Origin of the sequence: Silvibacterium acidisoli, from assembly GCA_022870745.1 — a bacterium.
Classification (GTDB): Bacteria; Acidobacteriota; Terriglobia; order Terriglobales; family Acidobacteriaceae; genus Silvibacterium.
This window is the reverse complement of sequence record CP085323.1, coordinates 2,965,401-2,982,268: the sequence shown is the minus strand read 5'-3', so window position 1 is coordinate 2,982,268 and position 16,868 is coordinate 2,965,401. Positions and strand designations below refer to the sequence as shown.

Annotated in this window: 14 protein-coding genes; 9 read left to right on the top strand and 5 right to left on the bottom strand. The window is 59.5% G+C overall.

From position 1 onward, the window contains the following. The first annotated feature begins 1 nt into the window (after nt 1). The 3 genes from LJD29_RS12570 to LJD29_RS12560 all read left to right on the top strand — a co-directional run bounded on the left by LJD29_RS12570 (nt 2) and on the right by LJD29_RS12560 (nt 2,852). Nucleotides 2-1,024: a tetratricopeptide repeat protein gene (locus LJD29_RS12570; protein WP_446741884.1), complete on the top strand. Its 1,023-nt coding sequence runs from the start codon at nt 2-4 to the stop codon at nt 1,022-1,024. A 54-nt stretch (nt 1,025-1,078) separates the two neighbouring features. Further along, a complete protein-coding gene (locus tag LJD29_RS12565; protein WP_446741883.1) occupies nt 1,079-1,966 on the top strand; it encodes an undecaprenyl-diphosphate phosphatase in 888 nt (295 codons plus the stop codon). 136 nt (nt 1,967-2,102) lie between these two features. Continuing rightward, on the top strand, nt 2,103-2,852 hold the full coding sequence (locus LJD29_RS12560; RefSeq protein ID WP_446741882.1) for a hypothetical protein: 750 nt from the start codon (nt 2,103-2,105) through the stop codon (nt 2,850-2,852). A 77-nt stretch (nt 2,853-2,929) separates the two neighbouring features. Here LJD29_RS12560 and LJD29_RS12555 read toward each other — a convergent pair whose 3' ends face one another. Next, the gene (locus LJD29_RS12555) at nt 2,930-3,709 is read right to left on the bottom strand and encodes a phosphotransferase (RefSeq protein WP_446741881.1); all 780 of its coding nucleotides are present in this window, start codon (nt 3,707-3,709) and stop codon (nt 2,930-2,932) included. 76 nt (nt 3,710-3,785) lie between these two features. Continuing rightward, complete coding sequence (locus tag LJD29_RS12550) at nt 3,786-4,532, bottom strand: CAP domain-containing protein (protein WP_446741880.1); 747 nt, start codon at nt 4,530-4,532, stop codon at nt 3,786-3,788. Nucleotides 4,533-4,736: 204 nt separating this feature from the next. Here LJD29_RS12550 and LJD29_RS12545 point away from each other — a divergent pair, with 204 nt between their 5' ends. Both LJD29_RS12545 and LJD29_RS12540 read left to right on the top strand, forming a co-directional pair. Then, complete coding sequence (locus LJD29_RS12545) at nt 4,737-7,271, top strand: DNA translocase FtsK (protein ID WP_446741879.1); 2,535 nt, start codon at nt 4,737-4,739, stop codon at nt 7,269-7,271. 9 nt (nt 7,272-7,280) lie between these two features. Beyond that, nucleotides 7,281-7,820 carry a P-loop nucleotide/nucleoside kinase family protein gene (locus LJD29_RS12540; protein WP_446741878.1) on the top strand — a complete coding sequence of 180 codons (540 nt, stop codon included), beginning with the start codon at nt 7,281-7,283 and terminating at the stop codon, nt 7,818-7,820. Nucleotides 7,821-7,822: 2 nt separating this feature from the next. Here the strand turns inward: LJD29_RS12540 and LJD29_RS12535 are convergent, their stop codons facing one another. Together LJD29_RS12535 and LJD29_RS12530 are read right to left on the bottom strand one after the other, a co-directional pair. Continuing rightward, on the bottom strand, nt 7,823-9,229 hold the full coding sequence (locus LJD29_RS12535) for a DUF2339 domain-containing protein (protein ID WP_446741877.1): 1,407 nt from the start codon (nt 9,227-9,229) through the stop codon (nt 7,823-7,825). An 80-nt stretch (nt 9,230-9,309) separates the two neighbouring features. After that, the gene (locus tag LJD29_RS12530; RefSeq protein ID WP_446741876.1) at nt 9,310-12,795 is read right to left on the bottom strand and encodes a TonB-dependent receptor; all 3,486 of its coding nucleotides are present in this window, start codon (nt 12,793-12,795) and stop codon (nt 9,310-9,312) included. 214 nt (nt 12,796-13,009) lie between these two features. On the opposite strand from LJD29_RS12530, the gene LJD29_RS12525 reads away from it, so the two are divergent. From LJD29_RS12525 to LJD29_RS12515, 3 genes are all read left to right on the top strand, one after another. Then, nucleotides 13,010-13,744, top strand: coding sequence for an Hpt domain-containing response regulator (locus tag LJD29_RS12525; protein WP_446741875.1), 735 nt, complete (start codon nt 13,010-13,012; stop codon nt 13,742-13,744). After that, nucleotides 13,741-14,472, top strand: coding sequence for a response regulator transcription factor (locus tag LJD29_RS12520; RefSeq protein WP_446741874.1), 732 nt, complete (start codon nt 13,741-13,743; stop codon nt 14,470-14,472). The genes LJD29_RS12525 and LJD29_RS12520 overlap by 4 nt, the downstream gene beginning before the upstream one ends. A gap of 76 nt (nt 14,473-14,548) precedes the next feature. Further along, nucleotides 14,549-15,436, top strand: coding sequence for an NAD(P)-dependent oxidoreductase (locus LJD29_RS12515; protein ID WP_446741873.1), 888 nt, complete (start codon nt 14,549-14,551; stop codon nt 15,434-15,436). A gap of 4 nt (nt 15,437-15,440) precedes the next feature. Here the strand turns inward: LJD29_RS12515 and LJD29_RS12510 are convergent, their stop codons facing one another. Next, the gene (locus LJD29_RS12510) at nt 15,441-15,683 is read right to left on the bottom strand and encodes a hypothetical protein (protein ID WP_446741872.1); all 243 of its coding nucleotides are present in this window, start codon (nt 15,681-15,683) and stop codon (nt 15,441-15,443) included. Between the two features lie 77 nt (nt 15,684-15,760). Between LJD29_RS12510 and LJD29_RS12505 the strand changes: the two genes are divergently transcribed. Then, on the top strand, nt 15,761-16,768 hold the full coding sequence (locus tag LJD29_RS12505; protein WP_446741871.1) for a zinc-dependent alcohol dehydrogenase family protein: 1,008 nt from the start codon (nt 15,761-15,763) through the stop codon (nt 16,766-16,768). Nucleotides 16,769-16,868 lie beyond the last annotated feature (100 nt).

The following is a 16,868-nucleotide window of genomic DNA, read 5'->3' as shown; positions in this document are numbered from 1 at the left end:
GATGAAGAAATTCCCTGTTGCGACTGCTGTCTGCTCCCTGCTCCTGTCCATTGCCTTTGCGCTGCCTATCGAGGCGCAAAAACGGCCGCCCCAGGACGAGCCGCCGAAGAACGGCCCCAAGGCCACGCTGGTGCGCGAGGCCAACCTGTACGTCCAGCCGTCGGAGACCTCGGACCGCGTCTCCATCGTGACACCGGGGCGCGAGATGGTCATCTCCGAACGCAGCGGCCACTGGATCCGTGTCTTCGCCAACATCGACGCGCCGGAGTCACGCCAGGCCGACCAGCCGATACTCGACGAGCAGAGCTCCGAGGTGGTCCCTGTCTCCGGCTGGATGCTCGACAAGGGAGTCATCGCCACCGACACGCCGCACGGCGACGCGATTCTCTTCGGCGAAGGCATCAGCGCGGAGGAAGCAGCATCGCAGCCGCATCCCCCGCCGCGCTCGGCCATCGATGCCCGGCTGCTTTACCGCCGCGTCTACGAAATGTTTCCCAACTCGACTCTGACACCCGAGGCCATGTGGCGGGCGGCGGATATCCGCTGGCAGTTGCAGAAGGCCGACGCCTCCCAGTTGCCCTCGGCCCACGAAAAGGAAAACTATCTTCGCCAGCAGATGGACGAAGATGAAATGAAGAAGATCCAGAAGTACTTTCCCAAGACCAAGTGGGCCGATCTGGCGGCCTACGACATGATCGAAAACAAGTTGTGCGGTGACTGGCAGGGCTCGGAGAAGTGTCCTGAAAAAGAAGCCGAATATTACGCCCATTACGGCGATGACCATCCCGATTCCATTCGTACTCCCGAGGCGTACTACAAGGCTGCGTGGCGGCTGGCTTCTGCCGGAGACATGTGGCAGGCCGACGGCAACGAAAGCCATGCCAAGGAAGACCGCGAGCGGGCCATGCAGGTCGCCGGTCATCTGCTCGATAAGTATCAACAGTCGGAATACGCCGCCCGAGCAGCCAGTCTGATATACAAGGTTCAGCAGGGTATCGCCATCTACGGCAGCGACCGGGAATAGGCACAACCCGTCCAGGCGGCGTCTTTTGGACTGTTGCACTAAAACGGAGGCTTTTTGAACGACTACGTAATTTCCGTAATTCTTGGCATTGTCGAAGGACTCACCGAGTTCCTGCCCGTCAGCTCGACGGCGCATCTCCGCATCGCCGAGGCACTGCTGCACATCGACCTGCTCGATCCGTATTGGAAGATGTACACCATCGTCATCCAGCTGGGCGCCATCCTTGCCCTGCTGTTCGTCTTCACCGGACGCATCCTCAATTTTTTCCGGACATTTCCAAAGGGTGAGCGCGGTGATCGCACCATTCTGACGCACCCGATCTCGCTCACCATCATCGCTTTCGTGGTCACGGCAATTCCCGCATTCCTGCTCCAGAAGGTTATCGGCAAACATCTTGAAAGCCTGAGCGTGATGGCCTGGTCGCTGCTGGTCGGCGGCGTCATCATGTGGGCTGTCGATGCCTGGTCTTCGAGGAACGATCCCTCCACGATCGAGGTCGAGCAGATGTCCTTCCTGCAGGCTGCATGGATTGGCTTCTGCCAGATCTTCTCGGCGGTCTTCCCGGGAACGTCGCGCTCTATGTCAACGATTGCCGGCGGCCAGCTTGTTGGCCTGTCCCGTCCGGCGGCGCTCGAGTTCAGCTTCCTGGTATCGATCCCGACGATGATCGTCGCGACCGCTTTCGCGGCCCTCAAGGCGATCCATCCGTCGCACAAGCACGCGGCAGATGCAGCGGCAGAAAACCTGACTCCCCTGGTAATGACCGGCCATGGCTGGATCATCCTCCTGATCGGCCTGGTGGTCTCGTTCATCGTGGCGCTTGGAGTCGTCGAATGGTTCCTGCAATTCGTCCGCAAGCACGGGTTCACCTCGTTTGCGATCTACCGCATCATTCTCGGCGGCCTGCTGCTTGTTTTCGGAGCGCGCATCGCCGGGCTGTAAACAACGACACGAATAAAGAACGCAAGAAGGAGCCCGCAGAGTTTGTCCTACTCTGCGGGCTTTTTCTTGCGCTTTAGTTTCTGCTCATCCAATTTATGAGGGATTAAATTTCCAGTGCAGCTTAGACTTGGGAAATATGCGGGACAAGAAGGAATCCTGGGCGGACCTGCTGACGTTCTCGCTGAAAACTCTTCTTATCTACTTTTCCCTGCAGACCGTTGTCGTCATCACCCATGAATTTGCCCACAGCACTGCGGCGTGGCTTCTCGGAAAAACGGCAACACCATTCACCGTGGTCTGGGGGAATCCGATCACGATCCTTGGATGGGATGAAGGGGTTCCGTACGACCAGCTTTTCCCTGGAGGTGGCAACCTCGCGGAATCCATCATCGGCGGCATACCTTTGTTCGTGCACGCCGTCTTTGTCGCGCTGGCGCTCTACCTGCTTGTGCGACGCCTGCCCGCCTGGCGGAAGATGACCTTCTACGCTGTATACCTCTTTGCTGTTGTGAACCTGACCGAACTCGTCGCTTACATCCTGATGCGTCCGTGGGCTGGCAGTGGAGATACCGGACGCTTCAATGAGGGCTTGCAGATCTCTCCGTGGCCCCTGTTCGTCGTGGGGAGTACCTTTCTTGTGTTCGCTTTCGCAGTACTTGTAAGCAAGGTGTTGCCGAAGTTGGACCATGCTCTGGGCATGAGCAACCGGAGACACTGGATTGTTGTGTGCTTCACGGCATTTGTAATGTTTCTGTGGGGTAGCGGTTTCAGGATCATGCTGCTCTACCCCGACCGCCAATGGAAGTGGGGGCTGATCGGCATCGTTGGCTTTTTCGCATGGATTCTGGCGGCCAGCTTCCGAGTCAGCCGGGCGCCCCATTCATGACGCGGCTTCATCGCGGCATGAGTGGGATGGCATTGCTTCCGCAAAAAGCGTTTCTCAGGACCAATGACTCTGTTGATTCAAGACGTCAGCAATTCTTCAAGCGCTAGAGCATGAAGTTGGATGAAATCCGCCACAGGTCCCCAATACCGGTGATGCCCTTCGGCGTAGAGCCTTGCCCACGGCTGCTCATTCTTCCTAGCCCCCTCAACAATGAAGTTGTGTTCAGCGCGAGCTCTCGTCACCATCAGTCTGATGAGGTTGGCATAGCTGGCTTCCTCAAGACCGTAGCCATCCAGTAGAGCCTGCATAGCTGTCGCGGAACTCGGAAGGTCGGCGTCAGGTTTGAATGGCGGGAAAGATATACAAGCCCATGCCAAGTCCCAGAGTCGTGTGGAAGGTGCTGCCGCATCCCAGTCAATGAATACCCACCGATCAGGGCCACAGACCAAATTCCATGGCGCGAGGTCATTGTGGCAAATCAGATCGTGCTCGTCCCGTTCATAGCGGAAATACCATTGGGCCCCCTTAGGCTCCTGAAATGAAATGGAGGCCTCGTGTAGCGCTCTGATGATGGAACCGACGCGGCGAAAATCGGTTTGCGTGTGCGTTGCATTGTCTGTCCATGTTGGACCGGGAACGAACTCTAGGATTTGTCGCTCTTGCTCGTCCATTCCCAGCACATCGGGAGATGATTCGAAGCCTGCGGCGCGAAGGTGCGCCAAGAAGCTATGGACAGCGGGCGTAGCAGAGGTTGCAGGTTTACGCACCGTCGATCCAATCCGAAAAACCGAGCCAGCAGTGTTGCCTCCCGTGAGTTGTTCCGCTTGTTCGGCCCCGTCTTCTCGATAGATATCCATTCGCATAAGATTACTCCCGCTAAGTCGGCTTATCGACAGCAACGTACACGTTCCACGCGCACCCAAATTTTAGAAATCAGTACAGCAGAATCGCTACTCGATACATGGTGAAGCTGCCATTTTGCGTGGGCTTGCAGGTAGCAACGGCGGCCTTTCGCAGATTCGAAGTATGGATCTTGTCGGCGACCTGATCTGGCAGTTTCGAAATATCCGGAGTCTGGAAGCGGATCACAGCCTTTGCGGCGACTCCGTTCGGGACGCCACCATCGCTCTCGCAGGCCTGCTGGGCCTCATTCGCCGGACCAGACGGGTCAACGCCAAGCTGCTTCACCAGGTCTGCAACCTGCTTCGTGGCGTCGTTGGCTCCCATCTGCTGGGTGGCATTCGAGAAATCCTCCACCGCGTAGTAGTAGCCGCCCTTCTGGGCCACGCCGATGCCGATGGCATTCATCTGCGGATCGAGAATGTTCGTCCGGTGCGGCACGGAGTTCATCCATTCCTTCTCGATCGCCTCCGGGCTGTACCCCATGGCAATGTTCTCGGCCACAGCCTGGAAGTGCGCTCCTGCCTGGGCCGCGCGGGCGCCGGGATCGGGCTCGCCGTCATATTGATGCGAAAGTGTTTTTTCCTGGATCATTCGCTCGGCATGCTTTTGGGCTGCTGCGGCCAGGGCGTCGTCCCACTTGAGCGGAGGCAGGCTGTGGGCCTCGCGGTCCTTATTGGTCAGGTCGAGGATCTGCTGGGCCTTGGAATCGCTTTGCGCGCTGAGCGTACCGGCAAACAAGGCACCGGCGGCGAGGGTCGTGAGGAAGAAGCCTTTCATGGTCAGCTTAGAAGCAAATTCACAGGCTAACCGTTTCCAGACGGGCCATTTTTTCGCTGACTGGTCTCTGGCTAACCGTACCTCGGCAGGTTCGACGCCTGTTTTCAGGTCGCCGGATGGGACACAGCCTGAAATAATAGGATTGCTCTGGGATTCCTGGCTCTGCAAACCGCCCGACGGCGGCGCGCACAAAATTGCGTCCTGATGAAACCCCTGAAACTGGTTACCACTCCGACGCGCCACCGCCGCCTGAACGAACTGATCGGGCTGCTGACGCTGGTTGCGGCGATTCTCCTTTTCCTCGCCCTGGTCTCTTACCGCCCTCTCGACCCATCGCTGAACACGGTCAGCGGGCTGCCGCACGGACAGGTCCACAACTGGATCGGCCCCATCGGCGCTGTCTTCAGCGACATCGTTCTGCAGATCGAGGGAGCAACGTCCTTCGTTCTGCCCTTGCTTGTAGGCGCACTGGGCTGGACATGGATGCTCTCGCGCCCTGCCGGATCGCCCGGCGCCAAGCTGGCTGGCATCGTTCTGTGCTTTCTCTTTGGTCCCACACTGGCTGCGCTGCTTCCCGGCCACATGCACTTCCTCGGTGGACTGCCTATTGAGGGCGTCACCGGCCGGCTCTCCGCCGATGCCCTTGTCCAATGGCTCAACTACCCCGGCGCCTGCGTTGTCGCCGTTGCCATGGTCGCCATCGCGCTCTACCTCTCTACAACATTCAGCTTCAATACCGCCCGCGAGTGGCTGGCGATCCGCTTTGCCTTCATCCAGGCGTGGCGCGACCGCTGGGAAAACCGTAAGATCGCCCGGGCCCAGGCGAAGGAACGCAAGCAGGAAGAGAAGCAGGAAAAGATTCGCGAGAAGGAGCTGGCCCTTGCGCGCAAAGCCGCTGCCAAGCTCGAAAAGGCTCGCCGCAAGCATCCCGAAACAGTATCCGACTACGACCCGGCCAGCGAGCAGGAGCAGGAGTACGAAGAAGCAGGCCACCGCCACCAGGGCTTTGCCGAGATGCAGCAGCCGCAGGAGCGCCTGACCATCTGGGAAGAGATCCCGCAGGAAGCGGTTTCCGATCCCGAACCCGAGCCTGTCGCGGAATCGATTCCCGAGCCTCTTCAGCCGGTGATGCGTCCGCAGCTGGTGCCCAAACGCGAGGCACCGCGTCCGGTCGAGCCTGAGCCCGCACCTGCGCCGGTCGAAGAAATTGAAGTTCACGAGCGTGCCGATGCGGAGGTTCGCACCGTAACCCTGACGCAGAAATCCGTCAGCGGCTTCAAGCTGCCGCCGAGCACCCTGCTGCATCGCAGCGAGGACACACAGATCGTCCGCGAAGATGCTCTGCGGACCGAAGCCCAGATCCTCGTCGAGAAATGCGCAGAATTCGATGTGATGGGCCAGGTGGTACAGATCAACCCCGGTCCCGTGGTCACGACCTTCGAATTTCGCCCCGACGCAGGTGTAAAGTACAGCCGCGTCACCGGCCTCGCCGACGACCTCTGCCTTGCGATGCGTGCCGAGAGCATCCTGATCGAGCGCATGGCGGGCAAGAGCACCGTGGGCATCCAGGTGCCGAACGAGGACCGCGAAACCATTTGGCTGCGCGATGTGATCGAAGCGGAAGGCTTCCGCAACGGGAAGAGCAAGCTGACGCTGGCCATGGGCAAGGACATCAACGGCCGCATCGTTACCGCCGATCTTGCCACCATGCCGCACGTGCTCATCGCCGGTTCGACCGGCAGCGGTAAATCGGTCGCCATCAACGCCATGATCATGTCGGTGCTGTTCAAGGCGACACCGCAGCAGGTCAGGCTGATCCTTGTCGACCCCAAGCGCGTGGAACTCGGCATGTACGAAGGGATCCCGCACCTCTTCACGCCAATCATCACCGAGCCCAAGCTTGCAGCCAACGCGCTGCGCAATGCCGTGCGCGAAATGGAGCGCCGCCTCAAGCTGCTGGCCTCGCGCAGCGTGCGCAACATCGACCAGTACAACAAGCTCTTCGAATCGGGCATGCCGAACCTGTTTGATGATTCGCCGGACGAAGAGCCGCTGCCTTACATCATGATCATCATCGACGAGCTGGCCGATCTGATGATGCTCGATAAGGCCAACGTCGAAGAAGCGATCACGCGTCTCGCACAGATGGCACGCGCCGTCGGCATCCACCTGGTGCTGGCAACGCAGCGCCCCTCGGTGGACGTCATCACCGGACTCATCAAGGCCAACGTGCCCACGCGCATGTCCTTCCGGCTGGCAACCAAGGTTGACTCGCGCACCATCCTCGACTCGAACGGCGCCGAATCGCTACTCGGTCGCGGCGACATGCTCTTCCTGCCGCCGGGTACGTCGCGGCTGCAGCGCGTGCATGCGCCCTTCGTCACGGAAAAAGAAATCTCCGCTGTTACAGATTTCTGGAAGAAGCAGGGCGGAGCCGAATACGCTCAGGGCTTCCTCGACGCTCCCAAGGATGCGAGCGGGCGCGAGATCGATGCGGGCGGCGGCGGAGACGACGACAACGACGAGCTCTTCCAGGACGCGGTGCGCCTCGTGCTCGAGTTTGGCAAAGCGTCCACCTCCCTGCTGCAGCGCCGTCTGCGCATCGGCTACGGACGCGCTGCGCACCTGATCGACATGATGGAGCGCGACGGCATCGTCGGCCCCGCGGAAGGCACGAAGCCGCGCGAAATCCTCAAGCCGCCGGACTGGCTCAACGAAATGGAAACAAGCCTGCGGTAGCAAGCTACGATGAGCGATCTGCAGCTTACGAAACAGCTCATCCTCGTCTCCGGCGCGCCGGGCGTGGGCAAGAGCACCATCGCGACACCGCTGGCGAAAGAGTTGGGCTTCGCGCTCATCACCAAGGATCACATCAAGGAAGTGCTCTTCGATTCGTTCGAAGGCCCGGCCGGAGATCTCGTCTTCTCGCGGCGTATCGGATCGGCGGCGATGAATGTCTTGTGGTCGCTGGCTGCGTTGTCCCCACGCGTTGTTCTCGATGCGAACTTCCGCCCGCACAGCGAGTACGAGCAGGGCAGGCTACGCTCGTTCCGTTGCCCTGTCGTAGAGGTGCATTGCACCTGCCCGCCAGAGGATCTGCGTCGCCGCTTCGAGCATCGCGCCGCCGCCGAGCGCCATCATCCTGCACACCCGCTAGCGAAGTTTTCCGAGGAGTGGTTTGCCGAGTACGACCGCCCGATGGGTGCGGGCTCGCTGATCGAGGTCGACGTTCTGCAGGCGGTCGATGTCGCGGCTCTCGTAGAAAAGGTCAGAAGCCTTCTCGCTTAATCTTATGGAGCAGGCTTCTCGCCAATGCCACCGCGCAGACTCAGCCAATCCTTCTGATACGCGAAGCTCACTGCCAGCAGAAGCACGCCCAGTCCGAGAAAGCTGAAAATACGATAGCCCTGGCTAAGCTGGCTGATGTCGATGAGGAAGACCTTTGCGATTGTCGCGGTCAGCAGAAAGAGCGCCTGCCAGCGCAGGAATGCGGAGCGGCGAAAGAAGCCGATCATCAGCAACGCACCGCCAAAGGCCATGAACGCCGCCGAGTAGGTGAACTGCGCGTAGGTGCGGTAATCGTGAATGAGCGAGCGGTCGCCGGTATAGCGAACCTGCCACCAGTAGAAGTGAATCGCGAGTGCCAGGGCGACGCCCATGAAACCGATCGCCGCAAGCAGGTGCGCGGAGTTCAACACGCGACTGCGCGCCGCGAAATGATTCGGCAGGTCGAGGCGCTCCATCGCGATACGGAGTGCCAGGAAGTATGCCGCAAAAAGAATTGCTGCGATAGCCTGCGGCGCTGCTCCATTCGGTGCGTCGAGCAGCAGGAAGAAACCGAGATACCCCGCAGCCGCATTGGCCAACGATAGCGCCGCAAGAAGATCGGCCTGTGGAGCCTCAATGATTCGAACCACCAGCGGAGCAATAGAAAAGAAGAGGAACAGAATCGCAAGCAGCGAAGCAGAGAGCGCAAACTGGACGCCGGAATAGTAATGCATCGCCCATGCGAATTCGTAAAATGCAGTCGCCAGAAAAGCCGTAGGCAGCAGACGCAGCCACGGACGCTGCAACACCAACGCAAAGATGGCCAGGTCGAGCACCAGCAAGTATCCGAACAGCGCCAGCTCATGATTCTCTCCGTTCGAGAGCAGCAACGGCGTGAGGAAGCCTCCGACAGCGGCATAGAAAGCGAGAGCCTGCGAGCTCTGACTCCAGCTCATCCACGCATTCCACGCAGTTACGAGAATCATCGCGAAAAAAGCCACCGGCGCTGGCAGCAGGTGAAACAGCGCGTAAGCGGCCCAGAGCGAGAGATAGAGGATGCCCGTTCCAATGGCCTTGAGCGAGAGCGAGAAGCCGCGATACCCTTGTGCGCGAAAGCGCTCAGACCAGAGAATGATGCCGCTGCCCGCGCCGATGCCGATGAGCACACGAGCCAGCGGACCGACCCATTGATTGTCGATCGCGAACTTCAGAAACCATGCCGCACCAATCAGCACCGCGAGTATGCCCACGCGGTTGAAGAGCTGCACGCCGATGCGATTCTCGAGCGAAACCTTCGGCGCGTGATCGGGGACTGAAACAGGACGAGGTGGAGGCGGCGAAGGATGGGATACGGGCGCACCTTCAAGCCGGGACACACGTTCTGTCAGCGCGGCGATCTGCCGCTTCAGATCCTCGATCTCGTCACTCATCAAGCAACACTGTACAGGCCATGCAACAAAAGGCGAAAGGGGAGCCGTCAAGCGCTCCCCTTTCGTTTATGTCTTAACTTCTAGAATAAAACCTTTAGACCGAACTGAATGATACGCGGTTCGTAGGTCGTGGAGATCTGTCCGCCGCCGGTGGGAACACCACCGTTGATGGCCGAGAGCGACGGCGTCGCTCCAACCCCCAGGGTTTGGCTGGTAGTGCCCTGCGTGCCGCTGATCGTGCTGGGCAGGTAGAAGTTGGTGTGGTTGAGGATGTTGTAGAACTCGGTGCGGAACTCGATCTTCAGGCTCTCGATCGGAGTGCTGAATTTCTTGTTGAGCGCCAGGTCCGCCTCGTTGTACGGGGGCGTACGGCCGGGGTTGCGCGAAGCGGTGCCGAACGGGCTGAGCGCGTTACCCGCCGCGTCCTTGATAGCCGGCAACACAAAAGCGTTGTAGTTGATGTAGTTCACATAGCCGGAGTTCGCCGCGCGGCTGCTCGTTCCCTTCGTGACCTTCTGTCCGGGAACGATGTTCGGGCGGTACTCGTTCGCACCTCGGTAAGTCGCCCCAATCTGCTGGGACACCGCCTGTGCGCTGTTGGGCGAGTAGGTGATGTTGAAGGGCGTACCGGCCTGCGAGGTGTTGATCAGGCTGAGCTGCCAGCCGCCCAGCGCCGCGTCCTCAAATGCATTCGCGTTGCCGAGGAAGCGGCGTCCGTACCCGACCGGCAGATCGTAAATGAGGCTGGTCACGTTGGAGAGGGGCAGGTTGTAATCCGACTGCGCGTAATCCGCCGCGATGTTGAAGGCGTTCTGCGGCGAAGGCGTGTTGCTTTCGAGCGATGCACTGGCGTTGTCGAGAGCGTGCGACCAGGTGAAAGAGTTCAACAGCGTAAGGCCGTTCACAAAGCGCTGCTCATAGCGAACCTGCAGCGCGTTATAGTTCGACCAGAACTGGTTGAGGCCCTCGGTGATGTCGCTCGGCCAGTTACCGAAGGGCCGTTTGAATCCATTCGCCGGGTTCTTCTGGTTGCCGTTCATGAAGCCCTGCAGCTTCACGCCGTGGTTGCCGACGTAGGCGATGTCGAGAATGGTGTTCTTCGCAAGCTGCTCCTGCACGCTCAGGAAGTAGCTCTCGACATAGCTGTCGCGGGTATCTTTCGGAACCCAGGTGATATTGTCCGTCGCCGGATTGAAAGTGGTAACGAGTCCCGAGGGAAAGCCTTGCGATGAAGTCGCATAGCAGGTCGGGGTGGTGGGTGTGGTGGATGTAGGATCGATGATCTGTGACGGCAAGGGGCTCGAACACTGATTTCCCGGAGTTGGCTTGATCTGGTTCACCGAGGCAAACTGCGCCTGCGGTGCGTTGATCGCCAGGATATCGCCCGAACCGGCGCGGGTGTAGTGGACATACGACATGCCGAAGCCGCCGCGGATCGCCGTCTTCGGCGTCGCTGCGTAGGCAAAGCCCACGCGGGGCGCAAAGTCGGCAAGGTCGGGGTTCATCAGCGTCTTGCCATAAACGCCATCGCCGCTGTACGGAGTGATGCCGATCCCAGAAGCACCCGGGGTGATCGTCAGCACTGTCTGCGAGCCAGGATCGAAATTCGAGACGTAGTTGTTCTGCTCCGAGTAAGGCGATCCGTACTCCCAGCGCAGGCCAAGGTTCAGCGTCAGGTTCGGCAGAACCTTCCAATCGTCCTGCGCATAGGCGCTGTCCATGGACTGGCGCAGGTGGACCACGAAGTAGTTCGCCAGCTGGTAGTTGCTGGTCGCGCCAAAGAGGAAGTCTGCCCAGTAGTTATCCGCGACTGCGCTGCCGGTGGTGAGGCTGTAAGCGCCGCCGTAGGTCCAGCCGCCGTACAGCGGATTATTATCGTTCACCGCCATCCAGACATGCTCGTATTCGTATCCGAACTTAAGCGTGTGATTGCCCTTGACCCAGGTGAAATTCACCTTGGGATCGAGCAGTGCGGGATTCTGCCACTGCGGGTTCGTGCTCTGGCGGCCGAAGACCGAGAAGTTGGTGATGCTGATCGAGGGCAGACCGCCGGAGATACCAGTCAGCTGCGGAAGACCGGGAATGGTGTAGCCGAGGTCATCGCCAATTGAAAGCGTGTATTTGCCGGCCTTGGTGCGCGACAGCCCAAGGCGCGCATCGATGATCTTATTCGCGTCGAAGAGGTGGTTGTAGCCGAGTGCAACCTGCTGGTCGAGAATGCGGATGGTGCCGTTCGTCTGCCCGTCCAGCGGCAGAGGAATGGCCGGATAGTTCACGCCCGTCTCTTTGCGATCGCTGATGCGCAGGAACCAGGAGCTCTTGGAGTTCTGCTGGTAGTCGAGGCGAAGATCGCCCTTGTCCGAGTTATCCGTAAACGGAACCTGGACCGCGTAGTCGTTGGTGTTGAGGCCCGAGCTTCCAATACCCGACTGCGGCAGGGACAGTGTAGAGAAGTCGTTTACGATCTTCGCCGAAAGCGGATCGAAAGCCCCGCTTGGAATGGGTTGGCCTGCCGGGTAGACGGTTCCGGTGCGCGGATCCGTTACCGGTACAACGAGCTTGCCGGCCAGCTCGTCCTTGGTCGGCAGCGTCAGAGTGCTCAACGGCGTCAGGGTCTGACGGAAGCCCTCGTAGTCGAGGAAGAAGAACAGCTTGTCCTTCATGATGGGACCGCCGAAGTTCATACCGAACTGGTTACGGTTGAAGGTCGGCTTTTTGAAAGGAATCACTGAGCCTGTGTTGCTGACCGTGTTGGGCTTGAAGAAGCCCTCGGCGTTGAGGTCGGTGTTGCGCAGAAACTCGTACAGCGTCGCGTGATAGTTATTCGTTCCGCTCGCCGATGCAACGTTTACCGTAGCGCCCACGGAGCGTCCATACTCGGCGCTCTCGTTGTTGGTCACCACGTTGAACTGAGCAACCGAATCCGGCGGAATCGCGATGATCTGGTTGTCGAAGCCCTGGTTGCTCTCGCCGTAGGCGTTGTTGTCCATACCGTCGAGCAGGAAGTTGTTGAACATGCTGCGCTGGCCGTTCACGTTGTACGCGCCCTGACGCACCAGGCTGTTCACGGAGCTGGTGGTCGCGGCCGTGGGTGCCTGGCGGGAGCCAGTGACCAGCCCCAGCAGGTCGGAATAGTTACGCGTTACCAGCGGCAAAGCCTCGCTCTGGTAGTTGCTGATGGTCTGTCCGCGCTGGCTCTGCTCGGTTTCGAGCTGAAGGGCCACACCGCTGACTTCGACAGTCGTCTGGGCCTGACCAGGCTGCAGCGTTAGATCAATGCGCTGGCGGCTACCGACTGAGATAGTGATGTTGTCGGCGACAGCTACGGCAAAACCGGAAGAGCTTGCGGTGATCTTGTAGACACCGACACGGAGCGAAGGAACAACGTAATCGCCGCTGGCATTGCTGGTTGCGCTGCTGTGGATACCGGTCGCGGTATTGACTACATCAATTGCGGCGCCGGGAATCGCTGCTCCAGTGGAATCGTGAATCGTTCCGACAAGGCTTCCGTCTTCAAACTGCGCGTGCAAATCATTGCAGCAAAGAAACAGAAGCAGGGTGGCCACCAAAAATAGAGGGACTTTCTTAGCTTTTAAAAACATGATGGCAGCATAGGAACGTCCGGCCAAAAGACTTTAAATAGAGCGATAAAGGAGTGTGAATCGGGTCTGACGGTAACGCGTGAGTGACAGATTTTACATGGCGCAATTTTTTTGCTCATGCAACAATCAAAACGCTTGATCCGGCTCGATTGCACGCTCCTGAAAGGAGATCGCCCCGGTGAATAAGAGGTCCGGCCCGGAGCCGGAGACAATCCTCGTCATCGACGACGACGAGGTAAGCCTGGCGGTGATTTCAATGCTGCTGGAAGCGGAAGATTTCACGGTAAGCCAGGCATCGAGTGGCGAAAAGGCTATCTGGATGGTGCAAAATCTCGCGCGCGAAGAGCGTCCGCAGATCGTACTGGCCGATCTGCAGATGCCCGGCATCTGCGGGCCGGAGCTGGCAACCGCGCTGCGCCGGTATCTACCTGGGGTTCCGCTGCTGGCCATGAGCGCAACCACCGGCGATACAGAGGGATACAACGGATTCATAAGAAAGCCTCTCGAAGCTGGACAGGTAAGATCCGCACTGCAGCAGGGCACAATAAGCCAGCCGGAACCGCCGCCTGCGGTGAAGGATGAGGGCATTCTCGACGAAGTCGTCTACACCCGGCTTTCCGGCATGATGCCGCAACGATCGCTGGACGAGATCTACCAGGCCTGCCTTGACGATGTAAGGGCGCGAGCGGAAAAGATGGAGGCAGCAGCGGCTACCGATGACCAGGCGGAAATCAGGCGTCACGCCCATGCCGTAAAGGGAAGCGCCGGGATGGTTGGCGCACGGAATCTTGCCGCGGCCGCGGCCGATCTTGAGGCTGGCGGTTTCCGCCAGGATGACATCGCCTCGAAAATAGACAATTTATTGTTCTGTTGTAATGAGTTACAGCGTATCCTTTTGGACAGGCATCCATGACCCCCACTCAACTTAAAACGGCGAAATCTTCAACCCCGGCAGCGGCCAGAAGCGGCCAGCACGGCTCCGGTACAATCCGCATCCTTCTGGCAGACGATCACCCAGTGGTGCGCATCGGCGTTCGTAACATGCTGCAGTCCGATGAAGAATTCGATGTCGTTGGCGAAGCCGGCGACGGCGACGAAGCGATCACACAGACTCTCGATCTGCTTCCGGATATTCTGCTGCTCGATCTCTACATGCCGCGCCTGCCCGGTCTCGAAGCCATGCGCGCCATTATGAGCGGATCCCCCTCGGTTAAGATCATCCTGCTCACCAGCACCGTCACCACGCAGCAGATCATCGAAGCGCTGCAGATCGGCGCGCGCGGAATCGTGCTGAAAGATGCCCTCACCGATCACCTGACCAATGCCATCCGCACTGTATCCTCGGGCGACTACTGGATCGGCGGCAAGCGCGTGGTCAATCTCGTCGGCGCGCTGCACGACCTGATGAAGCAGGCGGCGGTGCCCGAACGCAAGACCTTCGGCCTGACGCCCCGCGAGATGGAAGTCGTCGCCTGCATCGTGGAAGGCTGCAGCAATCGCGACATCGCCAAGCAGTTCGGCCTGAGCGAGGAGACCGTGAAGCGGCACCTCTCCAACACCTTCGATAAGACCGGCGTTTCGACCCGGCTGGAGCTGGCCATGTTCGCCATCGCTCATCGCCTGGTCACCCCTCAGAACTAGCTCTTCAGCAACAGCTTCAGAAGCGAATCCTCCGGACCTGACATCCAAGAGATGGTCAGACCCGGAGGATTTTTTCATGCGTATTGCTTTTCTCGGCCTGGGGAAAATGGGCAGTCCCATCGCCCGGCACCTGCTTAGCGGCGGCCATTCCCTTACCGTATGGAACCGCACAGCCGCGCACGCCGAACCGCTCGCACAGGCGGGAGCACATGTAGCCGCCACGTCGAGCGAAGCCGTCAGAGACGCGGAAGTTGTCTTCTCCATGTTCACCGACGATGCCGCCGTAGAAAGCGTCCTGCTGAAAGACGGCGTATTGAAGTCCATGCCCGCAGGCTCGACTCATGTGGCCCTCAGTACGATCAGCGTAAAGCTCTCCGCGCATCTGGCTGCAGAACACCATGCAGCGGGGCAACACTATGTTGCCGCACCGGTCTTCGGGCGCCCTAACGTCGCCGAGGACGGCAAGCTGTGGACGGTCGCAGCCGGAGCCGCGGACGCACTGGATAAAGTGCAGCCGCTCTTCGATCACTATAGCCGCGGTGTGACCATCATCTCTGACCAGCCGCAGGCGGCGCACGCCATGAAACTGGGCGGAAACTTTCTCATCACCGCAATGATCGCCTCACTCTCCGAGGGTCTTGCTTACGCCGAAGCTACAGGCATCGATCCGAAGGTTTATATGGAGACGGTGAACCAGGCGCTTTTCCGCTCGCCGTTTTACGAGGCCTACGGCAAGGTCATGCTCACCCCGCCGGAAAAACCCGAGGCGACCATCGCTCTTGGAGTGAAGGACATGCGTCTCTTCCGCGAAGCGGCAGCCGATGCCGGGGCGGAAACTCCGTTGGCAAACAGCTTTGCGGCCACCCTGAAGGCGGCCGTGGAATCCGGATTGAAGGAAAGTGACTGGGCAGCAGGCTACTACCGGTTCGTGCAGAACACGACGCTGCCCGGAGAAGGTAATTGACCCTTTACAGTGCCTCGAGCCGTGCTTCGATATCTGCGAGCGCGGCTGCGAGCGCGGCACGGCGATGCGGGTTCGAAGTCCGCTCGTCGAGAATGCGCTCTCTCTGGATCTCGAGAGCCTGGCGCTGGCGGCGGCGATTCGCTTCGGCGGCTGACACTGTCTTACTGCCCGGTTCAGGATTCTCCACGGCTGCCTGCTTTTCGTTCACCTGTTCTTCTGCTGACTTGCTTTCCCATCCCTTTGCCATGGTTCTATGCTACAGGCGCGACAGCCGTTCCTGAAGCCTTTCCCAACGACAAACAATTACTTTCGAAAGGAAAACGAATGAAGTTTTGGCGGATATCCTCCTTCGGCGTCGACAAACTGGAGATGGCCGAGCGCCCCGATCCACAACCCGGCCCGGGCGAGGTTCTCATTGCGGTGAAGGCCGTCTCCCTGAACTACCGCGATCTGATGGTCGTGGAAGGACGCTACAACCCCAAAATGGAACTCCCGCGCATCCCCTGCTCGGACGGAGCCGGAGAAGTGCTCGCGATCGGCGAAGGTGTTTCCAGTGTGAAGGTTGGGGATCGGGTCGCAGGCATCTTCATGCAGAACTGGATCGATGGAAAGCCAGCTGCCGCCAAGCAAAAGGGCGCTTTAGGCGGAGACGTGGACGGTATGCTGGCCGAAAAGGTCATCCTGCATGAACCGGGTGTCGTAAAGGTGCCCGACCACCTCACGTGGGAAGAGGCCTCTACCCTCCCCTGTGCCGGCGTAACCGCATGGAACGCCGTGGTCCGTACCGGGCAGATCCGCAGCTGCGACACCGTTGTTATTCAAGGAACCGGAGGCGTGTCTATCTTTGCCCTGCAGTTCGCAAGACTTGCCGGCGCAAGGGTGATTGGAACCTCGAGCAGTGAGGAAAAACTGGCCAAAGCAAAGGACTTGGGCCTGGACGCGGGCTTTAACTACCGCAAGAATCCCGAATGGGCAAAGTGGGTGATGCAGGAGACGAACGGAGTCGGCGCTGATCTGGTTGTCGAAGTCGGTGGAGCAGGCACTTTCGGTCAGTCGCTCAAAGCTGTCCGGACAGGGGGCACCGTCGCCCAGATCGGAGTTCTCAGTCAGACAAGCGAGCCAGTGCCGATCGGTCCAATTCTGATGAGCCAGATCCGCGTGCAGGGTATCTATGTGGGTTCGCGTGCGGACTTCGAGGAGATGAACGCCGCCATTGCACTTCATCGTCTGCAACCGCATATCCACGAAGTATTTCCCTTTAAAAATGCGCCTGGCGCATTCCAGGCGATGGCTGGCGGTTCCCACTTTGGGAAGCTGGTAATCGCTCTCTGAAGGTAAATCCCACGGAAGGGGCAGCGACGGCAGCCCACAGCTGACATCCAATGGTTTGCGGATGGTTTCAGGCCGGCTGTTGCTCCCCTCCCTCGCCAGG